This is a genomic window from Escherichia sp. WS2035, from assembly GCF_046487065.1.
GTDB classification, from domain to species: domain Bacteria; phylum Pseudomonadota; class Gammaproteobacteria; order Enterobacterales; family Enterobacteriaceae; genus Escherichia; species Escherichia coli.
The window spans coordinates 1-20,760 of the sequence record NZ_JBJQKD010000010.1 but is presented as its reverse complement, the minus strand read 5'-3'; the positions used below and the strand labels follow the sequence as shown (position 1 = coordinate 20,760).

25 protein-coding genes are annotated in these 20,760 nt (G+C 52.1%); 18 read left to right on the top strand and 7 right to left on the bottom strand.

The features are described from left to right. The first annotated feature begins 59 nt into the window (after positions 1-59). The 4 genes from ACJHX4_RS16855 (at position 60) to argD (ending at position 2,720) form a co-directional block, all read left to right on the top strand. Positions 60-227: a YhfG family protein gene (locus tag ACJHX4_RS16855; protein ID WP_000736858.1), complete on the top strand. Its 168-nt coding sequence runs from the start codon at positions 60-62 to the stop codon at positions 225-227. Then, positions 217-819: a putative adenosine monophosphate-protein transferase Fic gene (locus tag ACJHX4_RS16850; protein WP_001280613.1), complete on the top strand. Its 603-nt coding sequence runs from the start codon at positions 217-219 to the stop codon at positions 817-819. Before ACJHX4_RS16855 ends, ACJHX4_RS16850 begins: the two co-directional genes overlap by 11 nt. A gap of 31 nt (positions 820-850) precedes the next feature. Beyond that, on the top strand, positions 851-1,414 hold the full coding sequence (pabA, locus tag ACJHX4_RS16845) for an aminodeoxychorismate synthase component 2 (RefSeq protein ID WP_000601853.1): 564 nt from the start codon (positions 851-853) through the stop codon (positions 1,412-1,414). A gap of 85 nt (positions 1,415-1,499) precedes the next feature. Further along, entirely contained in the window at positions 1,500-2,720 is a 1,221-nt protein-coding gene (gene argD, locus ACJHX4_RS16840) for a bifunctional acetylornithine/succinyldiaminopimelate transaminase (protein ID WP_000963794.1), read from the top strand. A gap of 66 nt (positions 2,721-2,786) precedes the next feature. Here the strand turns inward: argD and ACJHX4_RS16835 are convergent, their stop codons facing one another. Further along, positions 2,787-4,877 carry a YccS/YhfK family putative transporter gene (locus ACJHX4_RS16835; RefSeq protein WP_001296470.1) on the bottom strand — a complete coding sequence of 697 codons (2,091 nt, stop codon included), beginning with the start codon at positions 4,875-4,877 and terminating at the stop codon, positions 2,787-2,789. 50 nt (positions 4,878-4,927) lie between these two features. Further along, a complete protein-coding gene (gene crp, locus ACJHX4_RS16830) occupies positions 4,928-5,560 on the bottom strand; it encodes a cAMP-activated global transcriptional regulator CRP (RefSeq protein ID WP_000242755.1) in 633 nt (210 codons plus the stop codon). A 301-nt stretch (positions 5,561-5,861) separates the two neighbouring features. On the opposite strand from crp, the gene ACJHX4_RS16825 reads away from it, so the two are divergent. After that, positions 5,862-6,266 carry an OsmC family protein gene (locus ACJHX4_RS16825; RefSeq protein ID WP_001148908.1) on the top strand — a complete coding sequence of 135 codons (405 nt, stop codon included), beginning with the start codon at positions 5,862-5,864 and terminating at the stop codon, positions 6,264-6,266. Between the two features lie 54 nt (positions 6,267-6,320). Here the strand turns inward: ACJHX4_RS16825 and ACJHX4_RS16820 are convergent, their stop codons facing one another. Genes ACJHX4_RS16820 through ACJHX4_RS16805 form a run of 4 tightly spaced genes read right to left on the bottom strand, consistent with a single transcriptional unit; the run spans position 6,321 to position 10,391 of the window. Continuing rightward, on the bottom strand, positions 6,321-7,190 hold the full coding sequence (locus tag ACJHX4_RS16820) for a phosphoribulokinase (RefSeq protein WP_001274684.1): 870 nt from the start codon (positions 7,188-7,190) through the stop codon (positions 6,321-6,323). A 53-nt stretch (positions 7,191-7,243) separates the two neighbouring features. Continuing rightward, positions 7,244-7,462, bottom strand: a complete 219-nt coding sequence (locus ACJHX4_RS16815) for a YheU family protein (RefSeq protein ID WP_000907085.1) — start codon at positions 7,460-7,462, stop codon at positions 7,244-7,246. Then, complete coding sequence (locus ACJHX4_RS16810) at positions 7,456-8,478, bottom strand: hydrolase (protein ID WP_000057364.1); 1,023 nt, start codon at positions 8,476-8,478, stop codon at positions 7,456-7,458. Before ACJHX4_RS16810 ends, ACJHX4_RS16815 begins: the two co-directional genes overlap by 7 nt. Continuing rightward, on the bottom strand, positions 8,478-10,391 hold the full coding sequence (locus ACJHX4_RS16805; RefSeq protein WP_000634830.1) for an ABC transporter ATP-binding protein: 1,914 nt from the start codon (positions 10,389-10,391) through the stop codon (positions 8,478-8,480). The genes ACJHX4_RS16810 and ACJHX4_RS16805 overlap by 1 nt, the downstream gene beginning before the upstream one ends. 130 nt (positions 10,392-10,521) lie before the next feature. Here ACJHX4_RS16805 and kefG point away from each other — a divergent pair, with 130 nt between their 5' ends. From kefG to slyD, 4 genes are all read left to right on the top strand, one after another. Continuing rightward, positions 10,522-11,073: a glutathione-regulated potassium-efflux system ancillary protein KefG gene (gene kefG / locus ACJHX4_RS16800; RefSeq protein WP_001297514.1), complete on the top strand. Its 552-nt coding sequence runs from the start codon at positions 10,522-10,524 to the stop codon at positions 11,071-11,073. After that, positions 11,073-12,878, top strand: coding sequence for a glutathione-regulated potassium-efflux system protein KefB (gene kefB, locus ACJHX4_RS16795; protein WP_000399112.1), 1,806 nt, complete (start codon positions 11,073-11,075; stop codon positions 12,876-12,878). The genes kefG and kefB overlap by 1 nt, the downstream gene beginning before the upstream one ends. Before the next feature lie 9 nt (positions 12,879-12,887). Beyond that, a complete protein-coding gene (locus ACJHX4_RS16790) occupies positions 12,888-13,088 on the top strand; it encodes a YheV family putative zinc ribbon protein (RefSeq protein WP_001007730.1) in 201 nt (66 codons plus the stop codon). Positions 13,089-13,182: 94 nt separating this feature from the next. Continuing rightward, positions 13,183-13,773 carry a peptidylprolyl isomerase gene (gene slyD, locus ACJHX4_RS16785; protein WP_000861334.1) on the top strand — a complete coding sequence of 197 codons (591 nt, stop codon included), beginning with the start codon at positions 13,183-13,185 and terminating at the stop codon, positions 13,771-13,773. Positions 13,774-13,821: 48 nt separating this feature from the next. On the opposite strand, the gene ACJHX4_RS16780 is transcribed toward slyD, so the two are convergent. Further along, complete coding sequence (locus ACJHX4_RS16780) at positions 13,822-14,040, bottom strand: protein SlyX (protein WP_001153615.1); 219 nt, start codon at positions 14,038-14,040, stop codon at positions 13,822-13,824. Positions 14,041-14,260: 220 nt separating this feature from the next. Here ACJHX4_RS16780 and fkpA point away from each other — a divergent pair, with 220 nt between their 5' ends. The 9 genes from fkpA to ACJHX4_RS16735 form a co-directional block, all read left to right on the top strand. Beyond that, positions 14,261-15,073: an FKBP-type peptidyl-prolyl cis-trans isomerase gene (fkpA, locus tag ACJHX4_RS16775; RefSeq protein WP_000838261.1), complete on the top strand. Its 813-nt coding sequence runs from the start codon at positions 14,261-14,263 to the stop codon at positions 15,071-15,073. Positions 15,074-15,239: 166 nt separating this feature from the next. Further along, positions 15,240-15,962 carry a transcriptional regulator gene (locus ACJHX4_RS16770; protein ID WP_000091466.1) on the top strand — a complete coding sequence of 241 codons (723 nt, stop codon included), beginning with the start codon at positions 15,240-15,242 and terminating at the stop codon, positions 15,960-15,962. Beyond that, positions 15,962-16,348 carry a sulfurtransferase complex subunit TusD gene (gene tusD / locus ACJHX4_RS16765; RefSeq protein WP_001209693.1) on the top strand — a complete coding sequence of 129 codons (387 nt, stop codon included), beginning with the start codon at positions 15,962-15,964 and terminating at the stop codon, positions 16,346-16,348. The genes ACJHX4_RS16770 and tusD overlap by 1 nt, the downstream gene beginning before the upstream one ends. Beyond that, positions 16,348-16,707, top strand: coding sequence for a sulfurtransferase complex subunit TusC (tusC, locus tag ACJHX4_RS16760; protein ID WP_000820731.1), 360 nt, complete (start codon positions 16,348-16,350; stop codon positions 16,705-16,707). The genes tusD and tusC overlap by 1 nt, the downstream gene beginning before the upstream one ends. Positions 16,708-16,713: 6 nt before the next feature. Beyond that, positions 16,714-17,001 carry a sulfurtransferase complex subunit TusB gene (gene tusB / locus ACJHX4_RS16755; RefSeq protein ID WP_000903381.1) on the top strand — a complete coding sequence of 96 codons (288 nt, stop codon included), beginning with the start codon at positions 16,714-16,716 and terminating at the stop codon, positions 16,999-17,001. 125 nt (positions 17,002-17,126) lie between these two features. Next, positions 17,127-17,501, top strand: coding sequence for a 30S ribosomal protein S12 (rpsL, locus tag ACJHX4_RS16750; RefSeq protein WP_000246815.1), 375 nt, complete (start codon positions 17,127-17,129; stop codon positions 17,499-17,501). A gap of 96 nt (positions 17,502-17,597) precedes the next feature. Next, positions 17,598-18,068 (top strand): 30S ribosomal protein S7, encoded by a 471-nt coding sequence (gene rpsG / locus ACJHX4_RS16745; RefSeq protein ID WP_001138043.1) that lies wholly within the window; start codon positions 17,598-17,600, stop codon positions 18,066-18,068. Positions 18,069-18,164: 96 nt separating this feature from the next. Then, positions 18,165-20,279: an elongation factor G gene (gene fusA, locus ACJHX4_RS16740; protein ID WP_000124700.1), complete on the top strand. Its 2,115-nt coding sequence runs from the start codon at positions 18,165-18,167 to the stop codon at positions 20,277-20,279. A 70-nt stretch (positions 20,280-20,349) separates the two neighbouring features. Further along, a partial coding sequence (locus tag ACJHX4_RS16735) for a GTP-binding protein (protein ID WP_000031718.1) occupies positions 20,350-20,760 on the top strand: 411 nt, incomplete at its 3' end.

Genomic DNA, 20,760 nt, shown 5'->3' with positions numbered 1-20,760 from the left:
CGTAACCCGGATTTGCCGCTTATACTTGTGGCAAATGGACACGTTCAGGGAGGCATCAAGTGAAGAAACTCACCGATAAGCAAAAGTCCCGTCTCTGGGAGCTTCAGCGTAATCGTAATTTCCAGGCCAGTCGCCGTCTTGAAGGCGTCGAGATGCCTTTAGTCACTCTTACTGCCGCAGAGGCTTTAGCGCGCCTTGAAGCGCTGAGGAGGCACTATGAGCGATAAATTCGGCGAAGGGCGCGATCCATATCTCTACCCGGGTCTCGATATCATGCGTAACAAGCTCAACATCCGCCAGCAGCAGCGGCTGGAACAGGCCGCTTACGAAATGACGGCGCTGCGTGCTGCGACCATTGAGCTTGGTCCGCTGGTGCGCGGTTTACCGCATTTGCGCACTATCCATCGCCAGCTGTATCAGGATATTTTCGACTGGGCAGGGCAACTGCGTGAAGTTGATATTTATCAGGGAGATACGCCGTTCTGCCACTTTGCCTATCTCGAAAAAGAGGGCAATGCCCTGATGCAGGATTTGGAGGAAGAGAAGTATCTGACTAGCCTTGAGAAAGATAAATTCGTCGAGCGGTTGGCGCATTACTATTGTGAAATCAACGTGCTGCATCCCTTCCGGGTGGGAAGTGGTTTGGCACAGCGGATCTTCTTCGAGCAACTGGCGATTCATGCCGGATATCAACTGAGCTGGCAGGGTATCGAAAAAGAGGCCTGGAATCAGGCAAATCAGAATGGGGCAATGGGGGATCTCACCGCGCTGCAGATGATATTTAGCAAAGTGGTAAGCGAAGTCGGGGAATCTGAGTAAAATAGCGCGGTTCTTTCGTACCGGAGCCGCCATGATCCTGCTTATTGATAACTACGATTCTTTTACCTGGAACCTCTACCAGTACTTTTGTGAACTGGGGGCGGATGTGTTGGTTAAGCGCAACGATGCGTTGACGTTGGCGGATATCGACGCCCTTAAACCACAAAAAATTGTCATCTCACCCGGCCCCTGTACGCCAGATGAAGCCGGGATCTCCCTTGACGTTATTCGTCACTATGCCGGGCGTTTGCCGATTCTTGGCGTCTGCCTCGGTCACCAGGCAATGGCACAGGCATTTGGCGGCAAAGTTGTGCGCGCCGCAAAGGTCATGCACGGCAAAACCTCGCCGATTACACATAATGGTGTGGGCGTATTTAAGGGGCTGGCAAATCCACTCACCGTGACACGCTACCATTCGCTGGTGGTGGAACCTGACTCATTACCGGAGTGCTTTGAAGTGACGGCCTGGAGCGAAACCCGCGAGATTATGGGGATTCGCCATCGCCAGTGGGATCTGGAAGGTGTGCAATTCCATCCAGAAAGTATTCTTAGCGAACAAGGACATCAACTGCTGGCTAATTTCCTGCATCGCTGATTTCTGATTGCTATTAAGTGATTTTTTATGCATATTTTGTGGTTATAATTTCACATTGGTTTATGCGTAACAGGGTGATCATGAGATGGCAATTGAACAAACAGCAATTACACGCGCGACTTTCGATGAAGTGATCCTGCCGATTTATGCTCCGGCAGAGTTTATTCCGGTAAAAGGTCAGGGCAGCCGAATCTGGGATCAGCAAGGCAAGGAGTATGTCGATTTCGCGGGTGGCATTGCAGTTACGGCGTTGGGCCATTGCCATCCTGCGCTGGTGAACGCGTTAAAAACCCAGGGCGAAACTCTGTGGCATATCAGTAACGTTTTCACCAATGAACCGGCGCTGCGTCTTGGTCGTAAACTGATTGAGGCAACGTTTGCCGAACGCGTGGTGTTTATGAACTCCGGCACGGAAGCTAACGAAACCGCCTTTAAACTGGCACGCCATTACGCCTGTGTGCGTCATAGCCCGTTCAAAACCAAAATTATCGCCTTCCATAACGCTTTTCATGGTCGCTCGCTGTTTACCGTCTCGGTGGGCGGGCAACCAAAATATTCCGATGGCTTTGGGCCAAAACCGGCAGACATCATCCACGTTCCCTTTAACGATCTCCACGCAGTGAAAGCGGTGATGGATGATCACACCTGTGCGGTGGTGGTTGAGCCGATCCAGGGTGAGGGCGGTGTGACGGCAGCGACGCCAGAGTTTTTGCAGGGCTTGCGCGAGCTGTGCGATCAACATCAGGCATTATTGGTGTTTGATGAAGTACAGTGCGGGATGGGGCGGACCGGCGATTTGTTTGCTTACATGCACTACGGCGTGACGCCGGATATTCTGACCTCTGCGAAAGCGTTAGGCGGCGGCTTCCCGATTAGCGCCATGCTGACCACGGCGGAAATTGCTTCCGCGTTTCATCCTGGTTCTCACGGTTCCACCTACGGCGGTAATCCTCTGGCCTGTGCAGTAGCGGGCGCGGCGTTTGATATCATCAATACCCCTGAAGTGCTGGAAGGTATTCAGGCGAAACGCCAGCGTTTTGTTGACCATTTGCAGAAGATCGATCAGCAGTACGATGTGTTTAGCGATATTCGCGGTATGGGGCTGTTGATTGGCGCAGAGCTGAAACCACAGTACAAAGGTCGGGCGCGTGATTTCCTGTATGCGGGTGCAGAGGAAGGCGTAATGGTGCTGAATGCCGGGCCTGATGTGATGCGTTTTGCGCCGTCGCTGGTGGTGGAAGATGCGGATATCGATGAAGGGATGCATCGTTTCGCCCACGCGGTGGCGAAGGTGGTTGGGGCGTAAATAAGACGCATCAGGCAAAAGATGTCGGATGCGGCGTGAACACCTCATCCGATGGTTTAGCCTGTATTACGCCTTCGAATCCCGCAACTTGCGACTCAGCCAAATCCCGTGATGCGGTCGCTGCCGCCATGCCATCGACGAAATGGTGTGCATGGTGTTCAGATGGCCAATAACCCGTTGTAAATGCTGCTCCAGCGTACCTGCCGCGCCTTCGTGCGGCTGCATCTCCGGCGCATCCATGATATTGGCATCGCCAGAACTACCCGGTTCGTCATACTCCAGTCGCTGCTGACAACGCTGAATGGCGATTTCACAAGACTGTAAATACTCTTGTGCCAGTTCCGGTGGCAATGCCCGGTGTTCCCGCGCCAGCGTGGTCATGGCATTAATATGCTCAACAATAAACTGGCTGTGCGTTACCCACAGTTTCATATCTGCCAGATAATGGCTGTTAAACGCCGGTTCCTGCATCGCCTGATTCAATGAGTTATACAGAGTATTATGCGCCTGATTTACCCGCATTCGCTGCCAGGCCAGTGGAGTAGGTTGCGGGTCCTCGCTCAGAATCAAGCGAATCGCGTCCTGATAGGCTTCTAAAGCGTCATGGGCGTTCTTACGCAATAACCCGCTCTGCCACTGCGGCCACAGCCAGACAGTACCGCCGAAAGCAATTAAACAACCAATAATGGTATCGATAAGACGCGGAAGGATGTACTGCTCACCGTTCAGCCACAACAGTTGCAGGGTATACACTGCGGTAATAGTAAAACCGACCGTCGCCCAGCCGTAGTTTTTGCGCAATATCAGGTAGCTGGCGAGGGTGGTAATCAGCATCAAGGTCAGGGTGTAACCTTCGGGAATTTTAAAGTGTAGCGCCACGCCTGCAATGATTAACCCGACCACGGTTCCTACGGAGCGATTTACAATCCTCAGACGGGTTGCGCCATAGCCATTTTGCGTCACCAGCAATACTGTCATCAGGATCCAGTACGACTTCGGCAGATGCAGCGCGGTGCCCATCAGGCTGGCAACGCTTAACATCACACTGAGTCGTCCGGCATTGCGTAGCGCTGGAGACTTTAGTGACAGATAACTTTTCAGCGCCGGAAGTAATGGCATTCGCCGCTGTTTATCGGCCAGTAAGTCACGGGCATAGAGCGGTTTTTGGGTGCGCAGCACACGAGCAATGCGGCTGAAATGCCAGTAGCAGAATTGCCCAACCGGATTATCCGGGTGTTGGCGGGCGATTTTTTCCAGTGCGCCAATTTGCTTTTCCATCGTAAAACGCGTTGGCAGGCGATGGTAAAGAATGTCATCAGCCAGCACGCGCAGGCGAGCGGCGACGGTTTGCGCATTCCAGCGGATAACTTCTTCCGCATGGCTACGCTCGACCAGCTTTTGCACCTCTTCCGGCTGATGCAAACTGACCGAAATATGTTCCTGCAAATCCAGCGCCTCCTGGAAAATACGCAGCATCCGCTTGTAATCGGTATTATTTTGCGCGGAAAGCATATGCATTTGCTGATAGCACTGGGTAATTAGATCGACCGCTTTTTGCTGGCGCACCAGCAGCGGCGGCAGCGCTTTTTCAGGGTCGGTGTGCTGGGTAAGCAGGCTGTATTTGGCTTCACAGTAATCTGCCAGTTCACGGTACAGCAGACTTAGTGACTCGCGTAGCGGTTGTTCGCGCCAGATCCAGAACCAAAACCAGTTAAACAATCCGTACCACAAAGTGCCCAGCGCATAGATGAGCAACGGTTCCCAGACCGGCATGTATCCCGCCAGACTGAGGGTAAAAATGGCGGCGAGCAGCGATGCGGGAAGCAATTTTGCGTGCAATGGCCCCAGCTCAGCAGTGACGCCAAGTACCAGCGTTAATCCGGTCAGCAAAAAGGGCAGGGGAACATCTTTTGCCAGTAGCACCTGTGTCAGCAAGCTACAGGTGGCAAACAGCGACGCACCAATGATTAAGCGTTTGAAAAAACGTTTATGAGGCGTATCAAGGCCCGCAATATTGCAACAGGCAGGAACGAGGGAGAAGAGCAGGCCGAATCGTAATTCGCCAAGCATTAACCCAACGGCCACGGGCAAACATAGCACCAGCGTTTGTCGAAGTGCATAGTTGATATCGGGGTGATAAATCAGTCTGCGCCACATCGGGGGAAACAAAATGGCGCGCTACCAGGTAACGCGCCACTCTGACGGGATTAACGAGTGCCGTAAACGACGATGGTTTTACCGTGTGCGGAGATCAGGTTCTGATCTTCCAGCATCTTCAGAATGCGTCCCACGGTTTCACGAGAACAGCCGACAATCTGACCGATTTCCTGACGGGTAATTTTGATTTGCATACCGTCCGGGTGAGTCATAGCATCCGGTTGTTTTGCCAGATTCAGCAGAGTCTGTGCAATGCGGCCCGTCACGTCGAGGAACGCCAGGTTGCCCACTTTCTCTGAAGTGACTTGCAGACGACGCGCCATCTGTGCAGACAGACGCATCAGAATGTCCGGGTTTACCTGAATCAATTGGCGAAATTTTTTGTACGAAATTTCAGCCACTTCACAGGCGGTTTTCGCACGTACCCATGCGCTACGTTCCTGGCCCTCTTCAAACAGGCCCAGTTCGCCAATAAAATCACCCTGATTCAGATAGGAGAGGATCATTTCTTTACCCTCTTCGTCTTTGATCAGCACTGCCACAGAGCCTTTAACGATGTAGTACAGCGTTTCCGCTTTTTCACCCTGGTGAATAAGCGTGCTCTTGGATGGGTACTTATGAATGTGGCAATGAGACAAGAACCATTCGAGAGTCGGGTCTGTTTGCGGTTTGCCAAGCACCATGCGCGGTTATCCTCTGTTATAAGCTTTCTCCAGAGCCAGATAACGCCGCTGTCTCTGGATTGCCGAAATATGCTTCCCGCTACCTGGGAAGGGGCTATCAACTGTACTGCACGGTAATGTGGCGTCCTTTGCATACATGCAGTACATCAATATATTACTGTAGCATCCTGACTGTTTTAGCATAGCTTTCGCTTTGTGTCTCCTGGTGTCTCGCTTCAGCATGACCCAGGTCGCCTTCCGTTGCGCGATTTGGTTAGTACGCGTACTCTGTCAGGAAAATTGACGCAGTGGAGTAGCAAAAATGCAAGCGCGAGTGAAGTGGGTCGAAGGGTTAACTTTTCTGGGCGAATCCGCCTCTGGTCACCAGATTTTAATGGACGGCAACTCAGGCGATAAAGCACCAAGCCCGATGGAAATGGTGTTGATGGCGGCGGGTGGTTGCAGTGCCATCGATGTGGTTTCTATCCTGCAAAAAGGGCGTCAGGATGTGGTCGATTGTGAAGTAAAATTGACCTCTGAGCGCCGCGAAGAGGCACCACGCCTGTTTACGCACATTAATCTACATTTTATCGTCACCGGTCGCGATCTGAAAGACGCAGCGGTTGCGCGTGCGGTTGATCTTTCTGCCGAGAAATATTGCTCAGTGGCGCTGATGCTGGAAAAAGCGGTGAATATTACTCACTCGTATGAAGTGGTTGCCGCGTGATTTAACTATCCCGTTGTGAAGCCGGATAGTATTTTATCCGGCGTAATAGCAGCGTTACTCGATTTTCTTTCCTTCCATCAATCGTTGCACCAGCGGCAGCATAATTAATTCCATTGCCAGACCCATTTTGCCGCCAGGCACCACTAACGTATTGATGTGGGAAATGAATGAGCCTTGCAACATCGCCAGCAGCCAGGGGAAATCGATCCCTTCCAGATTACGAAAATGGATCACCACAAAGCTTTCATCCAGTGACGGGATACCTTTTGCCGCGAACGGGTTTGAGGTGTCGACGGTGGGAACGCGCTGGAAGTTAAGATGGGTGCGGGAAAACTGCGGTGTGATGTAGTTGATATAGTCTTCCATTGAACGCACTACCGAGTCCATCACTGCTTCTCGTGAGTGCCCGCGCTCGCTGGTGTCGCGGATCAGTTTTTGAATCCACTCAAGGTTAACGATAGGCACCACGCCGACCAGTAAGTCCACATGCTGCGCAACGTTATGCTGTGGCGTGACTACGCCGCCGTGTAAACCTTCATAAAACAGTACATCAGTGGGTTCCGGTAAAGATTGCCAGGGGGTGAATGTCCCCGGTACCTGATTCCACGGTACGGCTTCATCGTAGGTATGCAGATATTTGCGAGATTTCCCTTTGCCACTCTGACCGTATTCAATGAAGGTTTGTTCCAGAAGGCCGAAGTCGTTCGCTTCGGGGCCGAAGTAGCTGATATGCCGCCCGGCGTCGCGCGCTTTGCGGATCGCCATGTCCATTTCCGGGCGGGTATAACGGTGAAAACTGTCGCCTTCCACCTCGGCTGCATGCAGATTTAACTGCGCGAATATTTTACGAAACGCGAGGCTGGTGGTGGTGGTCCCCGCGCCGCTGGATCCTGTTACCGCAATGACCGGATGTTTGGCAGACATAGTAACTCCATGACTTAGCTATCATTATTATCTCGTCCGCCGACGGTTGCAGGTTATTCGCGAAACTGACTGCGCGGCATGATATTGACCGTTTCGTGCAGCTCCGACCATACCAGCACCGCTTCTCCGCACTGTAGCTGGCGTTTGACGTCGGCGACTTTCTGTTCAAGTGTACGCTCATGTTCACCATAATCGGTGCCTTCACGTAACACAAAGCTTTCAATTAAATTTTCCAGCGTTTCGGGGGAGAGGTCTTGCCACGGAATCAACATGATTTCGCCTCCAGATACGTTGTTAACCAGTCAGGAATGCGTGACTCCAGCCACATTTGCGGATGAAGTAATGTACCGCCAATAAAGCCAACATGACCGCCATGTTCAGTCAGCTGATACTCCACCTGCGGGGGGAGACTTTCCGGTTTCGGGATCACCTGATGATCCATAAACGGATCGTCTTTGGCGTGAATAATCAGTGTCGGTTTGGCTATCCGATTGAGCATCGGCATGGCGCTACACTGACGATAATAGTCGATAGCGTCAGCGTAGCCGTGAATTCTGGCGGTGATGAGATCGTCAAATTCACGGATGCGACGTACCGATTTTAACTGCGCGAGATTAATCGGCAGTGTTCCGGGGTAGGCTGCCAGCTTGCGCGCGGCATTGGCTTTTAACAGGTTCAGCAAGTAACGCTGATAAATGCGGGAAAAGCCCTTTTCCATATGGTAACTACAGGCCTCCAGCATAAACGGCGCAGAGACAATCACCGCCGCATCAATCGGGAGATCATTACCTTCTTTTGCCAGCAAACAGGCCAGCATATTACCGCCGAGCGAATAGCCGACGGCAGCCGTTGGCGCATGACCAAACTCGCGTTGCAGCCAGCGTAAAAACCAACTGGCGTCTTCGGTTTCGCCCGAATGGTAAATGCGGTGCATACGGTTTGGTTCACCGCTGCATCCGCGAAAATGCATCACCACGCCCAGCCAGCCGCGCTTTTGCGCCGCCTCAACCAGACCGTGAGCGTAAGGGCTATTGAGACTGCCTTCCAGCCCGTGAAATACCACTAAACGCGGTTTATGCCGCGCCTGTGCAGGATCTTCACTCCATGCGAGATCGACAAAATCGCCGTCGGGCAACTCCAGTCGATGCCAGTGCGGGGTGAATTTCACCTTGCGACGAAACAGACGCGGCAGCATGGTTTGCAGATGACAATTGCTAAAGCCGCGCATAGGGGTGAATTCAGCACTGCTGCTAAATTCATTGGCATCGGTCGTCGTTATCTGCGCCATCAGTTGCTTTGGCCTTCCAGCAGCATCTGCTCAAGCTGCTCCTGGGCTTCCAGCCACGCCATTTCGCACTCTTCCAGGCCGGATTTGGCGCTGGCTTGCTGTTGCAGGCAGGCGGTCAACTCCGCTTTACGGCTCTGGTCATACAGTTCGCTGTCGCCGAGTTTCTCTTCCGCCTGCGCCAGTTGCGCGTTCAGCTTCTCCATCTCTTTTTCCAGACGGGCAATCTCTTTACGCAGTGGCTGGGTTTGCGCACGCAGCTCCGCTTCCCGACGCTTCTGATCTTTACGTGCCTGGGCGCTGTTCGCGTTCTCTTTTGGCGCTTCGTCGGCCTGGTTTTCCTGCTTTTGTACGTCGCTCAACCACTGTTGATAATCTTCCAGATCGCCGTCGAACGGTTCGACTTTACGATCGTGAACCAGGTAGAGATCGTCAGTGGTGGAACGCAGCAAATGACGGTCGTGCGAGACGACAACCAGCGCGCCTTCGAACTCGATTAATGCTTCAGTGAGTGCCTGACGCATGTCGAGGTCAAGGTGGTTAGTCGGTTCGTCGAGCAGCAGCAGATTCGGACGCTGCCAGACAATTAATGCCAGCACCAGGCGGGCTTTTTCCCCACCGGAAAAGCGGCGCGTTTCTTCGGTTACTTTATCGCCCTGGAAACCAAAGCCGCCGAGGTAATCACGCAGTTTTTGTTCCAGCTCCTGCGGCGCTAAACGTGCCAGATGTTGAATAGGCGATTCGTCGGCGCGCAGGTATTCAAGTTGATGCTGGGCGAAGTAGCCGAGCTTGATCCCTTTCGCCAGACCAATTTCACCGCTGACTGGCGCAAGTTCACCGGCTAACAGTTTGATTAATGTCGATTTACCCGCGCCGTTGCGGCCTAGCAGACCAATGCGCGAGCCGGGGACCAGATTCAGTTTAATCGAGTCGAGAATAATGCGATCACCATAGCCTGCGCTGACTTTTTCCATCTTTAATAACGGATTAGGCAGGCTTTCCGGCGCGCGGAAGCTAAAGCGGAACGGGTTGTCGACGTGCGCCGGGGCAATCAGCTCCATACGCTCCAGCATCTTAATACGGCTCTGGGCCTGCTTCGCTTTGGTGGCTTTGGCACGGAAACGGTCGATATAACTTTGCAGATGCGCTACGCGTTCCTGCTGGCTTTCGTACATCGCTTGTTGCTGCGCCAGACGGGTGGCGCGCTGTACTTCAAACGAACTGTAGTTGCCGGTGTACTCGAACATGCTTTGTTGTTCGATATGAATAATTTTATCAACGATCGGATCGAGGAAGTCGCGGTCGTGAGAGATCAGGATCAGCGTGCCCTGATAGCTCTTCAGCCATTTTTCCAGCCAGATAACGGCATCGAGATCGAGGTGGTTAGTCGGTTCGTCGAGCAGCAGCAAGTCTGAACGGCAAATCAGCGCCTGGGCAAGGTTAAGACGCATACGCCAGCCACCGGAGAAATCACTTACCGGGCGCTCCAGTTGTTCATTGCTGAAACCGAGGCCGTGCAGCAGGCTGGCGGCACGGGAGCGAATACTCCATGCGTCAATAGCATCCAGCTTGCCATGAATGGTTGCAATGGCTTGCCCGTCGTTACGTTCGTTGGCGTCGTGTAGCTGCGCTTCCAGTTGACGATATTCACGGTCGCCGTCAATGACATATTCCAGCGCCGCTTGCGGTAACGCCGGTGTTTCCTGATTCACCCACGCCAGTTGCCAGCTTCCCGGAAAGGTGTAGCTGCCGCCGTCGGCGCTGATTTCATTTTTCAGCAATGCCAGCAGGGTAGATTTACCACAGCCGTTTTTACCCACCAGGCCGACTTTCTGCCCAGGGTTGATGGTGGCGGTGGCATTATCCAGCAGGACGCGCACGCCGCGACGAATTTGTAACGAGGAAAAAACAATCATAAGGCGCCGTATGTTCAGACTATGTTAACTTATCATTATGATAATGTAATGTATGGGCGAGCTGCCGCACCGGGCGCAATGGTAGCCCAAAACAGCGACTATACACAAAAACCATACCGGGAGGGGGATGATGTCTCAGCCAGCGAAAGTTTTGCTGCTGTATGCCCATCCGGAATCTCAGGACTCGGTGGCAAACCGGGTTCTGCTTAAACCGGCCACGCAGCTCAGCAATGTTACCGTGCACGACCTTTACGCGCACTATCCCGACTTTTTTATTGATATCCCTCGTGAGCAGGCATTACTGCGCGAGCACGAGGTGATTGTCTTTCAGCATCCTCTTTATACCTATAGCTGCCCGGCGCTACTGAAAGAGTGGCTGGACCGGGTATTAAGCCGTGGTTTTGCCAGCGGACCGGGGGGAAACCAACTGGCGGGAAAGTACTGGCGTAGCGTGATTACCACCGGGGAGCCGGAAAGTGCTTACCGTTATGACGCGTTGAATCGCTATCCGATGAGCGATGTTCTGCGCCCCTTTGAACTGGCGGCGGGCATGTGCCGGATGCATTGGTTAAGCCCCATCATTATTTACTGGGCGAGACGGCAAAGCGCACAGGAGCTGGCGAGCCACGCCAGAGCCTACGGTGACTGGCTGGCAAATCCGTTGTCTCCAGGAGGCCGCTGATGGAAGGTTCTGATTTTTTACTCGCAGGAGTGCTGTTTCTCTTCGCGGCGGTGGCTGCGGTGCCGCTGGCATCGCGGCTGGGTATTGGTGCAGTGTTGGGATATTTGCTGGCGGGGATTGCGATTGGCCCGTGGGGGCTGGGGTTTATTAGCGACGTCGATGAGATCCTCCACTTTTCGGAACTCGGCGTGGTATTCCTGATGTTTATCATCGGCCTTGAGTTGAATCCCTCCAAGCTTTGGCAACTGCGGCGTTCGATTTTTGGCGTAGGCGCGGCACAGGTGCTGTTAAGCGCGGCGTTGCTGGCGGGATTATTGATGCTGACGGATTTCGCCTGGCAGGCGGCGGTGGTCGGTGGCATTGGCCTTGCGATGTCTTCAACCGCAATGGCATTGCAGTTGATGCGTGAAAAAGGGATGAATCGCAGCGAATCCGGCCAGTTAGGTTTCTCGGTACTGCTGTTTCAGGATCTGGCGGTGATCCCGGCACTGGCGTTAGTGCCGTTGTTGGCGGGTTCGGCAGACGAACATTTCGACTGGATGAAGATCGGCATGAAGGTGCTGGCGTTTGTCGGCATGCTGATTGGCGGGCGCTATTTACTGCGTCCGGTATTCCGTTTTATTGCAGCTTCTGGTGTGCGGGAAGTGTTCACCGCCGCGACGCTGCTGCTGGTGTTGGGTTCCGCATTGTTTATGGATGCGCTGGGGTTGTCGATGGCGCTCGGTACGTTTATTGCGGGTGTGCTACTGGCGGAAAGTGAATATCGCCATGAACTGGAAACGGCTATCGATCCCTTCAAAGGCTTGCTGCTCGGTTTGTTCTTTATCTCTGTCGGCATGTCACTCAACCTCGGGGTGCTTTATACCCATCTGTTGTGGGTAGTGATAAGTGTGGTTGTGCTGGTGGCGGTGAAAATTCTCGTGCTGTATCTGCTGGCGCGATTGTATGGCGTGCGTAGCTCAGAGCGGATGCAGTTTGCTGGCGTGTTGAGTCAGGGCGGTGAGTTTGCCTTTGTCCTCTTTTCTTCCGCTTCTTCACAACGCTTATTCCAGGGCGACCAGATGGCGCTGTTGCTGGTGACGGTGACGCTTTCCATGATGACCACGCCGCTGCTGATGAAGCTGGTAGATAAATGGCTATCCCGCCAGTTTAACGGACCGGAAGAAGAAGACGAAAAACCATGGGTCAACGATGATAAACCGCAGGTTATTGTCGTGGGCTTTGGGCGTTTTGGTCAGGTGATTGGTCGTTTGCTGATGGCAAATAAAATGCGCATTACTGTACTGGAGCGGGATATCAGTGCCGTTAACCTGATGCGCAAATATGGCTACAAAGTTTATTACGGCGACGCCACGCAGGTAGATCTTTTACGTTCTGCGGGTGCAGAGGCCGCTGAGTCTATCGTCATTACCTGTAACGAGCCGGAAGACACTATGAAGCTGGTGGAAATATGCCAGCAGCACTTTCCGCATTTGCATATTCTTGCGCGAGCGCGCGGACGTGTGGAAGCGCATGAGTTATTACAGGCAGGGGTGACGCAGTTTTCCCGTGAAACATTCTCCAGTGCGTTAGAGCTGGGGCGCAAGACGCTGGTCACGCTTGGCATGCATCCGCATCAGGCGCAGCGCGCGCAACTGCATTTTCGCCGCCTGGATATGCGAATGCTGCGGGAGTTAATCCCGATGCATGCTGATACCGTACAAATTTCTCGCGCCAGGGAAGCCCGACGCGAACTGGAAGAGATTTTCCAGCGTGAAATGCAACAAGAACGACGCCAGCTGGACGGCTGGGATGAATTTGAGTAGAGGGTAAAGATGGCAATCCGAAAACGTTTTATTGCGGGCGCAAAATGCCCGGCCTGTCAGGCTCAGGATTCAATGGCGATGTGGCGCGAAAATAATATTGATATCGTTGAATGTGTTAAGTGTGGACATCAGATGCGAGAAGCAGACAAAGAAGCCCGCGATCACGTTCGCAAAGATGAGCAAGTGATCGGGATTTTTCATCCGGACTAGCGATATGCGCCGAGTTTTTTTAAGCTAGTGAGTACACGGCTGCAGAATTCCGCTACAATCTGCGCCACTATTCTTCCCATGCTCAGGAGATATCATGAAAGTAGCAAAAGACCTGGTGGTCAGCCTGGCCTATCAGGTACGTACAGAAGACGGTGTGTTGGTTGATGAGTCTCCGGTGAGTGCGCCGCTGGACTACCTGCATGGTCACGGTTCCCTGATCTCTGGCCTGGAAACGGCGCTGGAAGGTCATGAAGTTGGCGACAAATTTGATGTCGCTGTTGGCGCGAATGACGCTTACGGTCAGTACGACGAAAACCTGGTGCAGCGCGTTCCTAAAGACGTATTTATGGGCGTTGATGAACTGCAGGTAGGTATGCGTTTCCTGGCTGAAACCGACCAGGGTCCGGTACCGGTTGAAATCACTGCGGTTGAAGACGATCACGTAGTGGTTGATGGTAACCACATGCTGGCTGGTCAGAACCTGAAATTCAACGTTGAAGTTGTGGCGATTCGCGAAGCGACCGAAGAAGAACTGGCTCATGGTCACGTTCACGGCGCGCACGATCACCACCACGATCACGACCACGACGGTTGCTGCGGTGGTCATGGCCACGATCACGGTCATGAACACGGTGGCGAAGGCTGCTGTGGCGGTAAAGGCAACGGCGGTTGCGGTTGCCACTAATACCGAAAAGGTGACAAAAAAGCGGGGAATTCCCGCTTTTTTTACGCCTCAATAATGTGGCGGAGGCGTTTCTTCAGCCTGCGACGCGATGTTCGACGGCTGGCTGGCTTTTAACTTCTCGGTCAGCAGACGCAGATGATCGCGCAGTTTCGCCATCTCCATTTCATGAGCGGTCACCGTGACGTTCAGTTCTTCAATGGTGATTTCCTGAAAAGCCAGTCGGCTCTCCAGCTCTGCCAGGCGTGCTTCCAATGATAAATCCTGCATGATTCACCTCTTTTGTCGAATGGTCGCCGCGGATTCTACTTAACTTTGCTGCCCGAGACAGCACTCATTTCGCGGTCATCGAAACTAATTTAAACAAAAAGAGTCTGAAAATAGATGATAATAGGGCGTGTCTGTATGTAGATTTGTTCGACAACGCTTTATAGTACCCTTCTGATAATAGTTAACCCTGGGGTGAGATGCCCCGATCCTGGAGATATGGATGAAATCACTGTTTAAAGTAACGCTGCTGGCGACCACAATGGCCGTTGCCCTGCATGCACCAATCACTTTTGCTGCTGAAGCTGCAAAACCTGCTACAACTGCTGACAGCAAAGCAGCGTTCAAAAATGACGATCAGAAATCAGCTTATGCACTGGGTGCTTCGCTGGGTCGTTACATGGAAAACTCTCTTAAAGAACAAGAAAAACTGGGCATCAAACTGGATAAAGATCAGCTGATCGCTGGTGTTCAGGATGCATTTGCTGATAAGAGCAAACTTTCCGACCAAGAGATCGAACAGACTCTGCAAGCATTCGAAGCTCGCGTGAAGTCTTCTGCTCAGGCGAAGATGGAAAAAGACGCGGCTGATAACGAAGCAAAAGGTAAAGAGTACCGCGAGAAATTTGCCAAAGAGAAAGGTGTGAAAACCTCTTCCACTGGTCTGGTTTATCAGGTAGTAGAAGCCGGTAAAGGCGAAGCACCGAAAGACAGCGATACTGTTGTAGTGAACTACAAAGGTACGCTGATCGACGGTAAAGAGTTCGACAACTCTTACACCCGTGGTGAACCGCTCTCTTTCCGTCTGGACGGTGTTATTCCGGGTTGGACAGAAGGTCTGAAGAACATCAAGAAAGGCGGTAAGATCAAACTGGTTATTCCACCAGAACTGGCTTACGGCAAAGCGGGTGTTCCGGGGATCCCACCGAATTCTACCCTGGTGTTTGACGTAGAGCTGCTGGATGTGAAACCAGCGCCGAAGGCTGATGCAAAGCCGGAAGCTGATGCGAAAGCCGCAGACTCTGCTAAAAAATAAGCATTAAGAACCGCCGCCTGACCAGGCGGCGGTTTTTTTATTACAGGCCGGATATAATTAGTGCTGGAAAGCGGAACCTCCGCTGTATTAATTTAGTTACCCGCATCATTAATGAGCCTGCCCTGAAAAGTTAACGACAGGCTCCTGAAAAGGAGTGTTTTTTTTCATGTCCAGGTCGCTTTTAACCAACGAAACCAGTGAGTTGGATTTACTGGATCAACGTCCTTTTGACCAGACCGATTTTGATATTCTGAAATCCTACGAAGCGGTGGTGGACGGGTTAGCGATGCTTATTGGCTCCCACTGTGAAATCGTTTTGCACTCTTTGCAGGATCTAAAATGTTCAGCCATTCGCATTGCTAACGGTGAACATACAGGCCGGAAGATTGGTTCGCCAATTACTGACCTGGCGCTACGTATGCTGCACGATATGACGGGAGCGGATAGCAGCGTTTCTAAATGCTACTTTACTCGCGCCAAAAGCGGCGTATTAATGAAGTCCCTGACTATCGCGATTCGTAACCGCGAACAGCGTGTAATTGGTCTGCTGTGCATCAATATGAATCTTGATGTTCCCTTCTCGCAGATTATGAGCACTTTTGTGCCGCCGGAAACTCCGGATGTCGGTTCAAGCGTCAACTTTGCCTCTTCTGTTGAAGATCTGGTTACCCAAACGCTGGAGTTCACCATCGAAGAAGTGAATGCCGATCGCAATGTTTCTAATAACGCCAAAAATCGTCAGATCGTGCTAAATCTCTACGAGAAAGGGATCTTCGATATTAAAGACGCGATCAACCAGGTTGCTGACCGCCTGAACATCTCCAAACACACTGTCTATCTCTACATCCGCCAGTTCAAGAGCGGTGATTTCCAGGGGCAAGATAAGTAATGCGTTTTGCCATCGTGGTGACCGGGCCAGCATACGGTACGCAACAGGCGAGTAGTGCTTTTCAGTTTGCGCAGGCGCTGATAGCAGAAGGCCATGAGTTAAGCAGCGTTTTTTTCTATCGGGAAGGGGTCTATAACGCTAACCAATTGACCTCACCGGCAAGCGACGAATTTGACCTTGTGCGCGGCTGGCAACAGTTGAATGCGCAACATGGTGTGGCGCTGAATATCTGCGTAGCGGCAGCATTACGCCGTGGCGTTGTTGATGAAACGGAGGCCGGAAGACTGGGGCTTGCTTCGTCAAACCTTCAGCCGGGATTTACCTTAAGCGGACTTGGCGCGCTGGCGGAAGCCTCGCTGACCTGTGACAGGGTGGTACAGTTCTGATGAAACGAATTGCGTTTGTTTTTTCTACTGCGCCTCATGGTACAACTGCAGGCCGGGAAGGTTTAGATGCTTTACTGGCAACTTCCGCATTAACTGACGATCTGGCCGTCTTCTTTATTGCTGATGGCGTTTTTCAGCTGCTGCCAGGACAAAAGCCCGATGCAGTGCTGGCGCGTGATTACATTGCCACTTTTAAATTGTTGGGTCTGTACGATATTGAACAGTGCTGGATTTGCGCGGCTTCACTGCGCGAACGTGGGTTAGATCCGCAGACACCCTTTGTGGTCGAAGCCACGCCGCTCGAAGCAGATGCCTTACGCCGCGAACTCGCCAACTACGATGTTATTTTGAGGTTTTGAGGCGTTATGCTGCACACATTACATCGTTCACCCTGGCTGACGGACTTTGCTGCGCTGCTGCGTCTGCTCAGTGAAGGTGACGAACTGCTATTATTGCAAGATGGCGTAACTGCCGCAGTTGACGGCAACCGCTACCTTGAAAGTCTGCGTAATGCCCCCATTAAGGTCTATGCTCTGAACGAAGACCTTATTGCCCGCGGTTTGACTGGTCGAATTTCGAACGACATCATTCCCATTGACTATACTGATTTCGTCAGACTTACGGTTAAGCACTCCAGCCAGATGGCCTGGTGATGGCGGGATCGTTGTATATTTCTTGACACCTTTTCGGCATCGCCCTAAAATTCGGCGTCCTCATATTGTGTGAGGACGTTTTATTACGTGTTTACGAAGCAAAAGCTAAAACCAGGAGCTATTTAATGGCAACAGTTAACCAGCTGGTACGCAAACCACGTGCTCGCAAAGTTGCGAAAAGCAACGTGCCTGCGCTGGAAGCATGCCCGCAAAAACGTGGCGTATGTACTCGTGTATATACTACCACTCCTAAAAAACCGAACTCCGCGCTGCGTAAAGTATGCCGTGTTCGTCTGACTAACGGTTTCGAAGTGACTTCCTACATCGGTGGTGAAGGTCACAACTTGCAGGAGCACTCCGTGATCCTGATCCGTGGCGGTCGTGTTAAAGACCTCCCGGGTGTTCGTTACCACACCGTACGTGGTGCGCTTGACTGCTCCGGTGTTAAAGACCGTAAGCAGGCTCGTTCCAAGTATGGCGTGAAGCGTCCTAAGGCTTAATGGTTCTCCGTTAAGTAAGGCCAAACGTTTTAACTTAAATGTCAAACTAAACTCGTAGAGTTTTGGACAATCCTGAATTAACAACGGAGTATTTCCATGCCACGTCGTCGCGTCATTGGTCAGCGTAAAATTCTGCCGGATCCGAAGTTCGGATCAGAACTGCTGGCTAAATTTGTAAATATCCTGATGGTAGATGGTAAAAAATCTACTGCTGAATCTATCGTATACAGCGCGCTGGAGACCCTGGCTCAGCGCTCTGGTAAATCTGAACTGGAAGCATTCGAAGTAGCTCTCGAAAACGTGCGCCCGACTGTAGAAGTTAAGTCTCGCCGCGTTGGTGGTTCTACTTATCAGGTACCAGTTGAAGTCCGTCCGGTTCGTCGTAATGCTCTGGCAATGCGTTGGATCGTTGAAGCTGCTCGTAAACGCGGTGATAAATCCATGGCTCTGCGCCTGGCGAACGAACTTTCTGATGCTGCAGAAAACAAAGGTACTGCAGTTAAGAAACGTGAAGACGTTCACCGTATGGCCGAAGCCAACAAGGCGTTCGCACACTACCGTTGGTAATCCCTTCGGAGTTTTAGTCACCAGGCGGGCGCTTCCAGTAAGCAGCCCGCTTTGGGCTACTTAAATTGAACGCCTAAAAGATAAACGAGGAAACAAATGGCTCGTACAACACCCATCGCACGCTACCGTAACATCGGTATCAGTGCGCACATCGACGCCGGTAAAACCACTACTACCGAACGTATTCTGTTCTACACCGGTGTAAACCATAAAATCGGTGAAGTTCATGACGGCGCTGCAACCATGGACTGGATGGAGCAGGAGCAGGAACGTGGTATTACCATCACTTCCGCTGCGACTACTGCATTCTGGTCTGGTATGGCTAAGCAGTATGAGCCGCATCGCATCAACATCATCGACACCCCGGGGCACGTTGACTTCACAATCGAAGTAGAACGTTCCATGCGTGTTCTCGATGGTGCGGTAATGGTTTACTGCGCAGTTGGTGGTGTTCAGCCGCAGTCTGAAACCGTATGGCGTCAGGCAAACAAATATAAAGTTCCGCGTATTGCGTTCGTTAACAAAATGGACCGCATGGGTGCGAACTTCCTGAAAGTTGTTAACCAGATCAAAACCCGTCTGGGCGCGAACCCGGTTCCGCTGCAGCTGGCGATTGGTGCTGAAGAACATTTCACCGGTGTTGTTGACCTGGTGAAAATGAAAGCTATCAACTGGAACGACGCTGACCAGGGCGTAACCTTCGAATACGAAGATATCCCGGCAGACATGGTTGAACTGGCTAACGAATGGCACCAGAACCTGATCGAATCCGCAGCTGAAGCTTCTGAAGAGCTGATGGAAAAATATCTGGGTGGTGAAGAACTGACTGAAGCAGAAATCAAAGGTGCTCTGCGTCAGCGCGTTCTGAACAACGAAATCATCCTGGTAACCTGTGGTTCTGCGTTCAAGAACAAAGGTGTTCAGGCGATGCTGGATGCGGTAATTGATTACCTGCCATCCCCGGTTGACGTACCTGCGATCAACGGTATCCTGGACGACGGTAAAGACACTCCGGCTGAGCGTCACGCAAGTGATGACGAGCCGTTCTCTGCACTGGCGTTCAAAATCGCTACCGACCCGTTTGTTGGTAACCTGACCTTCTTCCGTGTGTACTCCGGTGTGGTTAACTCTGGTGATACCGTACTGAACTCCGTGAAAGCTGCACGTGAGCGTTTCGGTCGTATCGTTCAGATGCACGCTAACAAACGTGAAGAGATCAAAGAAGTTCGCGCGGGCGACATCGCAGCTGCAATCGGTCTGAAAGACGTAACCACTGGTGACACCCTGTGTGACCCGGATGCGCCGATCATTCTGGAACGTATGGAATTCCCTGAGCCGGTAATCTCCATCGCAGTTGAACCGAAAACCAAAGCTGACCAGGAAAAAATGGGTCTGGCTCTGGGCCGTCTGGCTAAAGAAGACCCGTCTTTCCGTGTATGGACTGACGAAGAATCTAACCAGACCATCATCGCGGGTATGGGCGAACTGCACCTCGACATCATCGTTGACCGTATGAAGCGTGAATTCAACGTTGAAGCGAACGTAGGTAAACCGCAGGTTGCTTACCGTGAAACTATCCGCCAGAAAGTTACCGATGTTGAAGGTAAACACGCGAAACAGTCTGGTGGTCGTGGTCAGTATGGTCATGTTGTTATCGACATGTACCCGCTGGAGCCGGGTTCAAACCCGAAAGGCTACGAGTTCATCAACGACATTAAAGGTGGTGTAATCCCTGGCGAATACATCCCGGCCGTTGATAAAGGTATCCAGGAACAGCTGAAAGCAGGTCCGCTGGCAGGCTACCCGGTAGTAGACATGGGTATTCGTCTGCACTTCGGTTCTTACCATGACGTTGACTCCTCTGAACTGGCGTTTAAACTGGCTGCTTCTATCGCCTTTAAAGAAGGCTTTAAGAAAGCGAAACCAGTTCTGCTTGAGCCGATCATGAAGGTTGAAGTAGAAACTCCTGAAGAGAACACCGGTGACGTTATCGGTGACTTGAGCCGTCGTCGTGGTATGCTCAAAGGTCAGGAATCTGAAGTTACTGGCGTTAAGATCCACGCTGAAGTACCGCTGTCTGAAATGTTCGGATATGCAACTCAGCTGCGTTCTCTGACCAAAGGTCGCGCATCATACACTATGGAATTCCTGAAGTATGATGAAGCGCCGAGTAACGTTGCTCAGGCCGTAATTGAAGCCCGTGGTAAATAAGCCTAAGGGTTAATACCAAAGTCCCGTGCTCTCTCCTGAAGGGGAGAGCACTATAGTAAGGAATATAGCCGTGTCTAAAGAAAAATTTGAACGTACAAAACCGCACGTTAACGTTGGTACTATCGGCCACGTTGACCACGGTAAAACTACTCTGACCGCTGCAATCACCACCGTACTGGCTAAAACCTACGGCGGTGCTGCTCGTGCATTCGACCAGATCGATAACGCGCCGGAAGAAAAGGCTCGTGGTATCACCATCAACACTTCTCACGTTGAATACGACACCCCGACCCGTCACTACGCACACGTAGACTGCCCGGGGCACGCCGACTATGTTAAAAACATGATCACCGGTGCTGCTCAGATGGATGGCGCGATCCTGGTAGTTGCTGCGACTGACGGCCCGATGCCGCAGACTCGTGAGCACATCCTGCTGGGTCGTCAGGTAGGCGTTCCGTACATCATCGTGTTCCTGAACAAA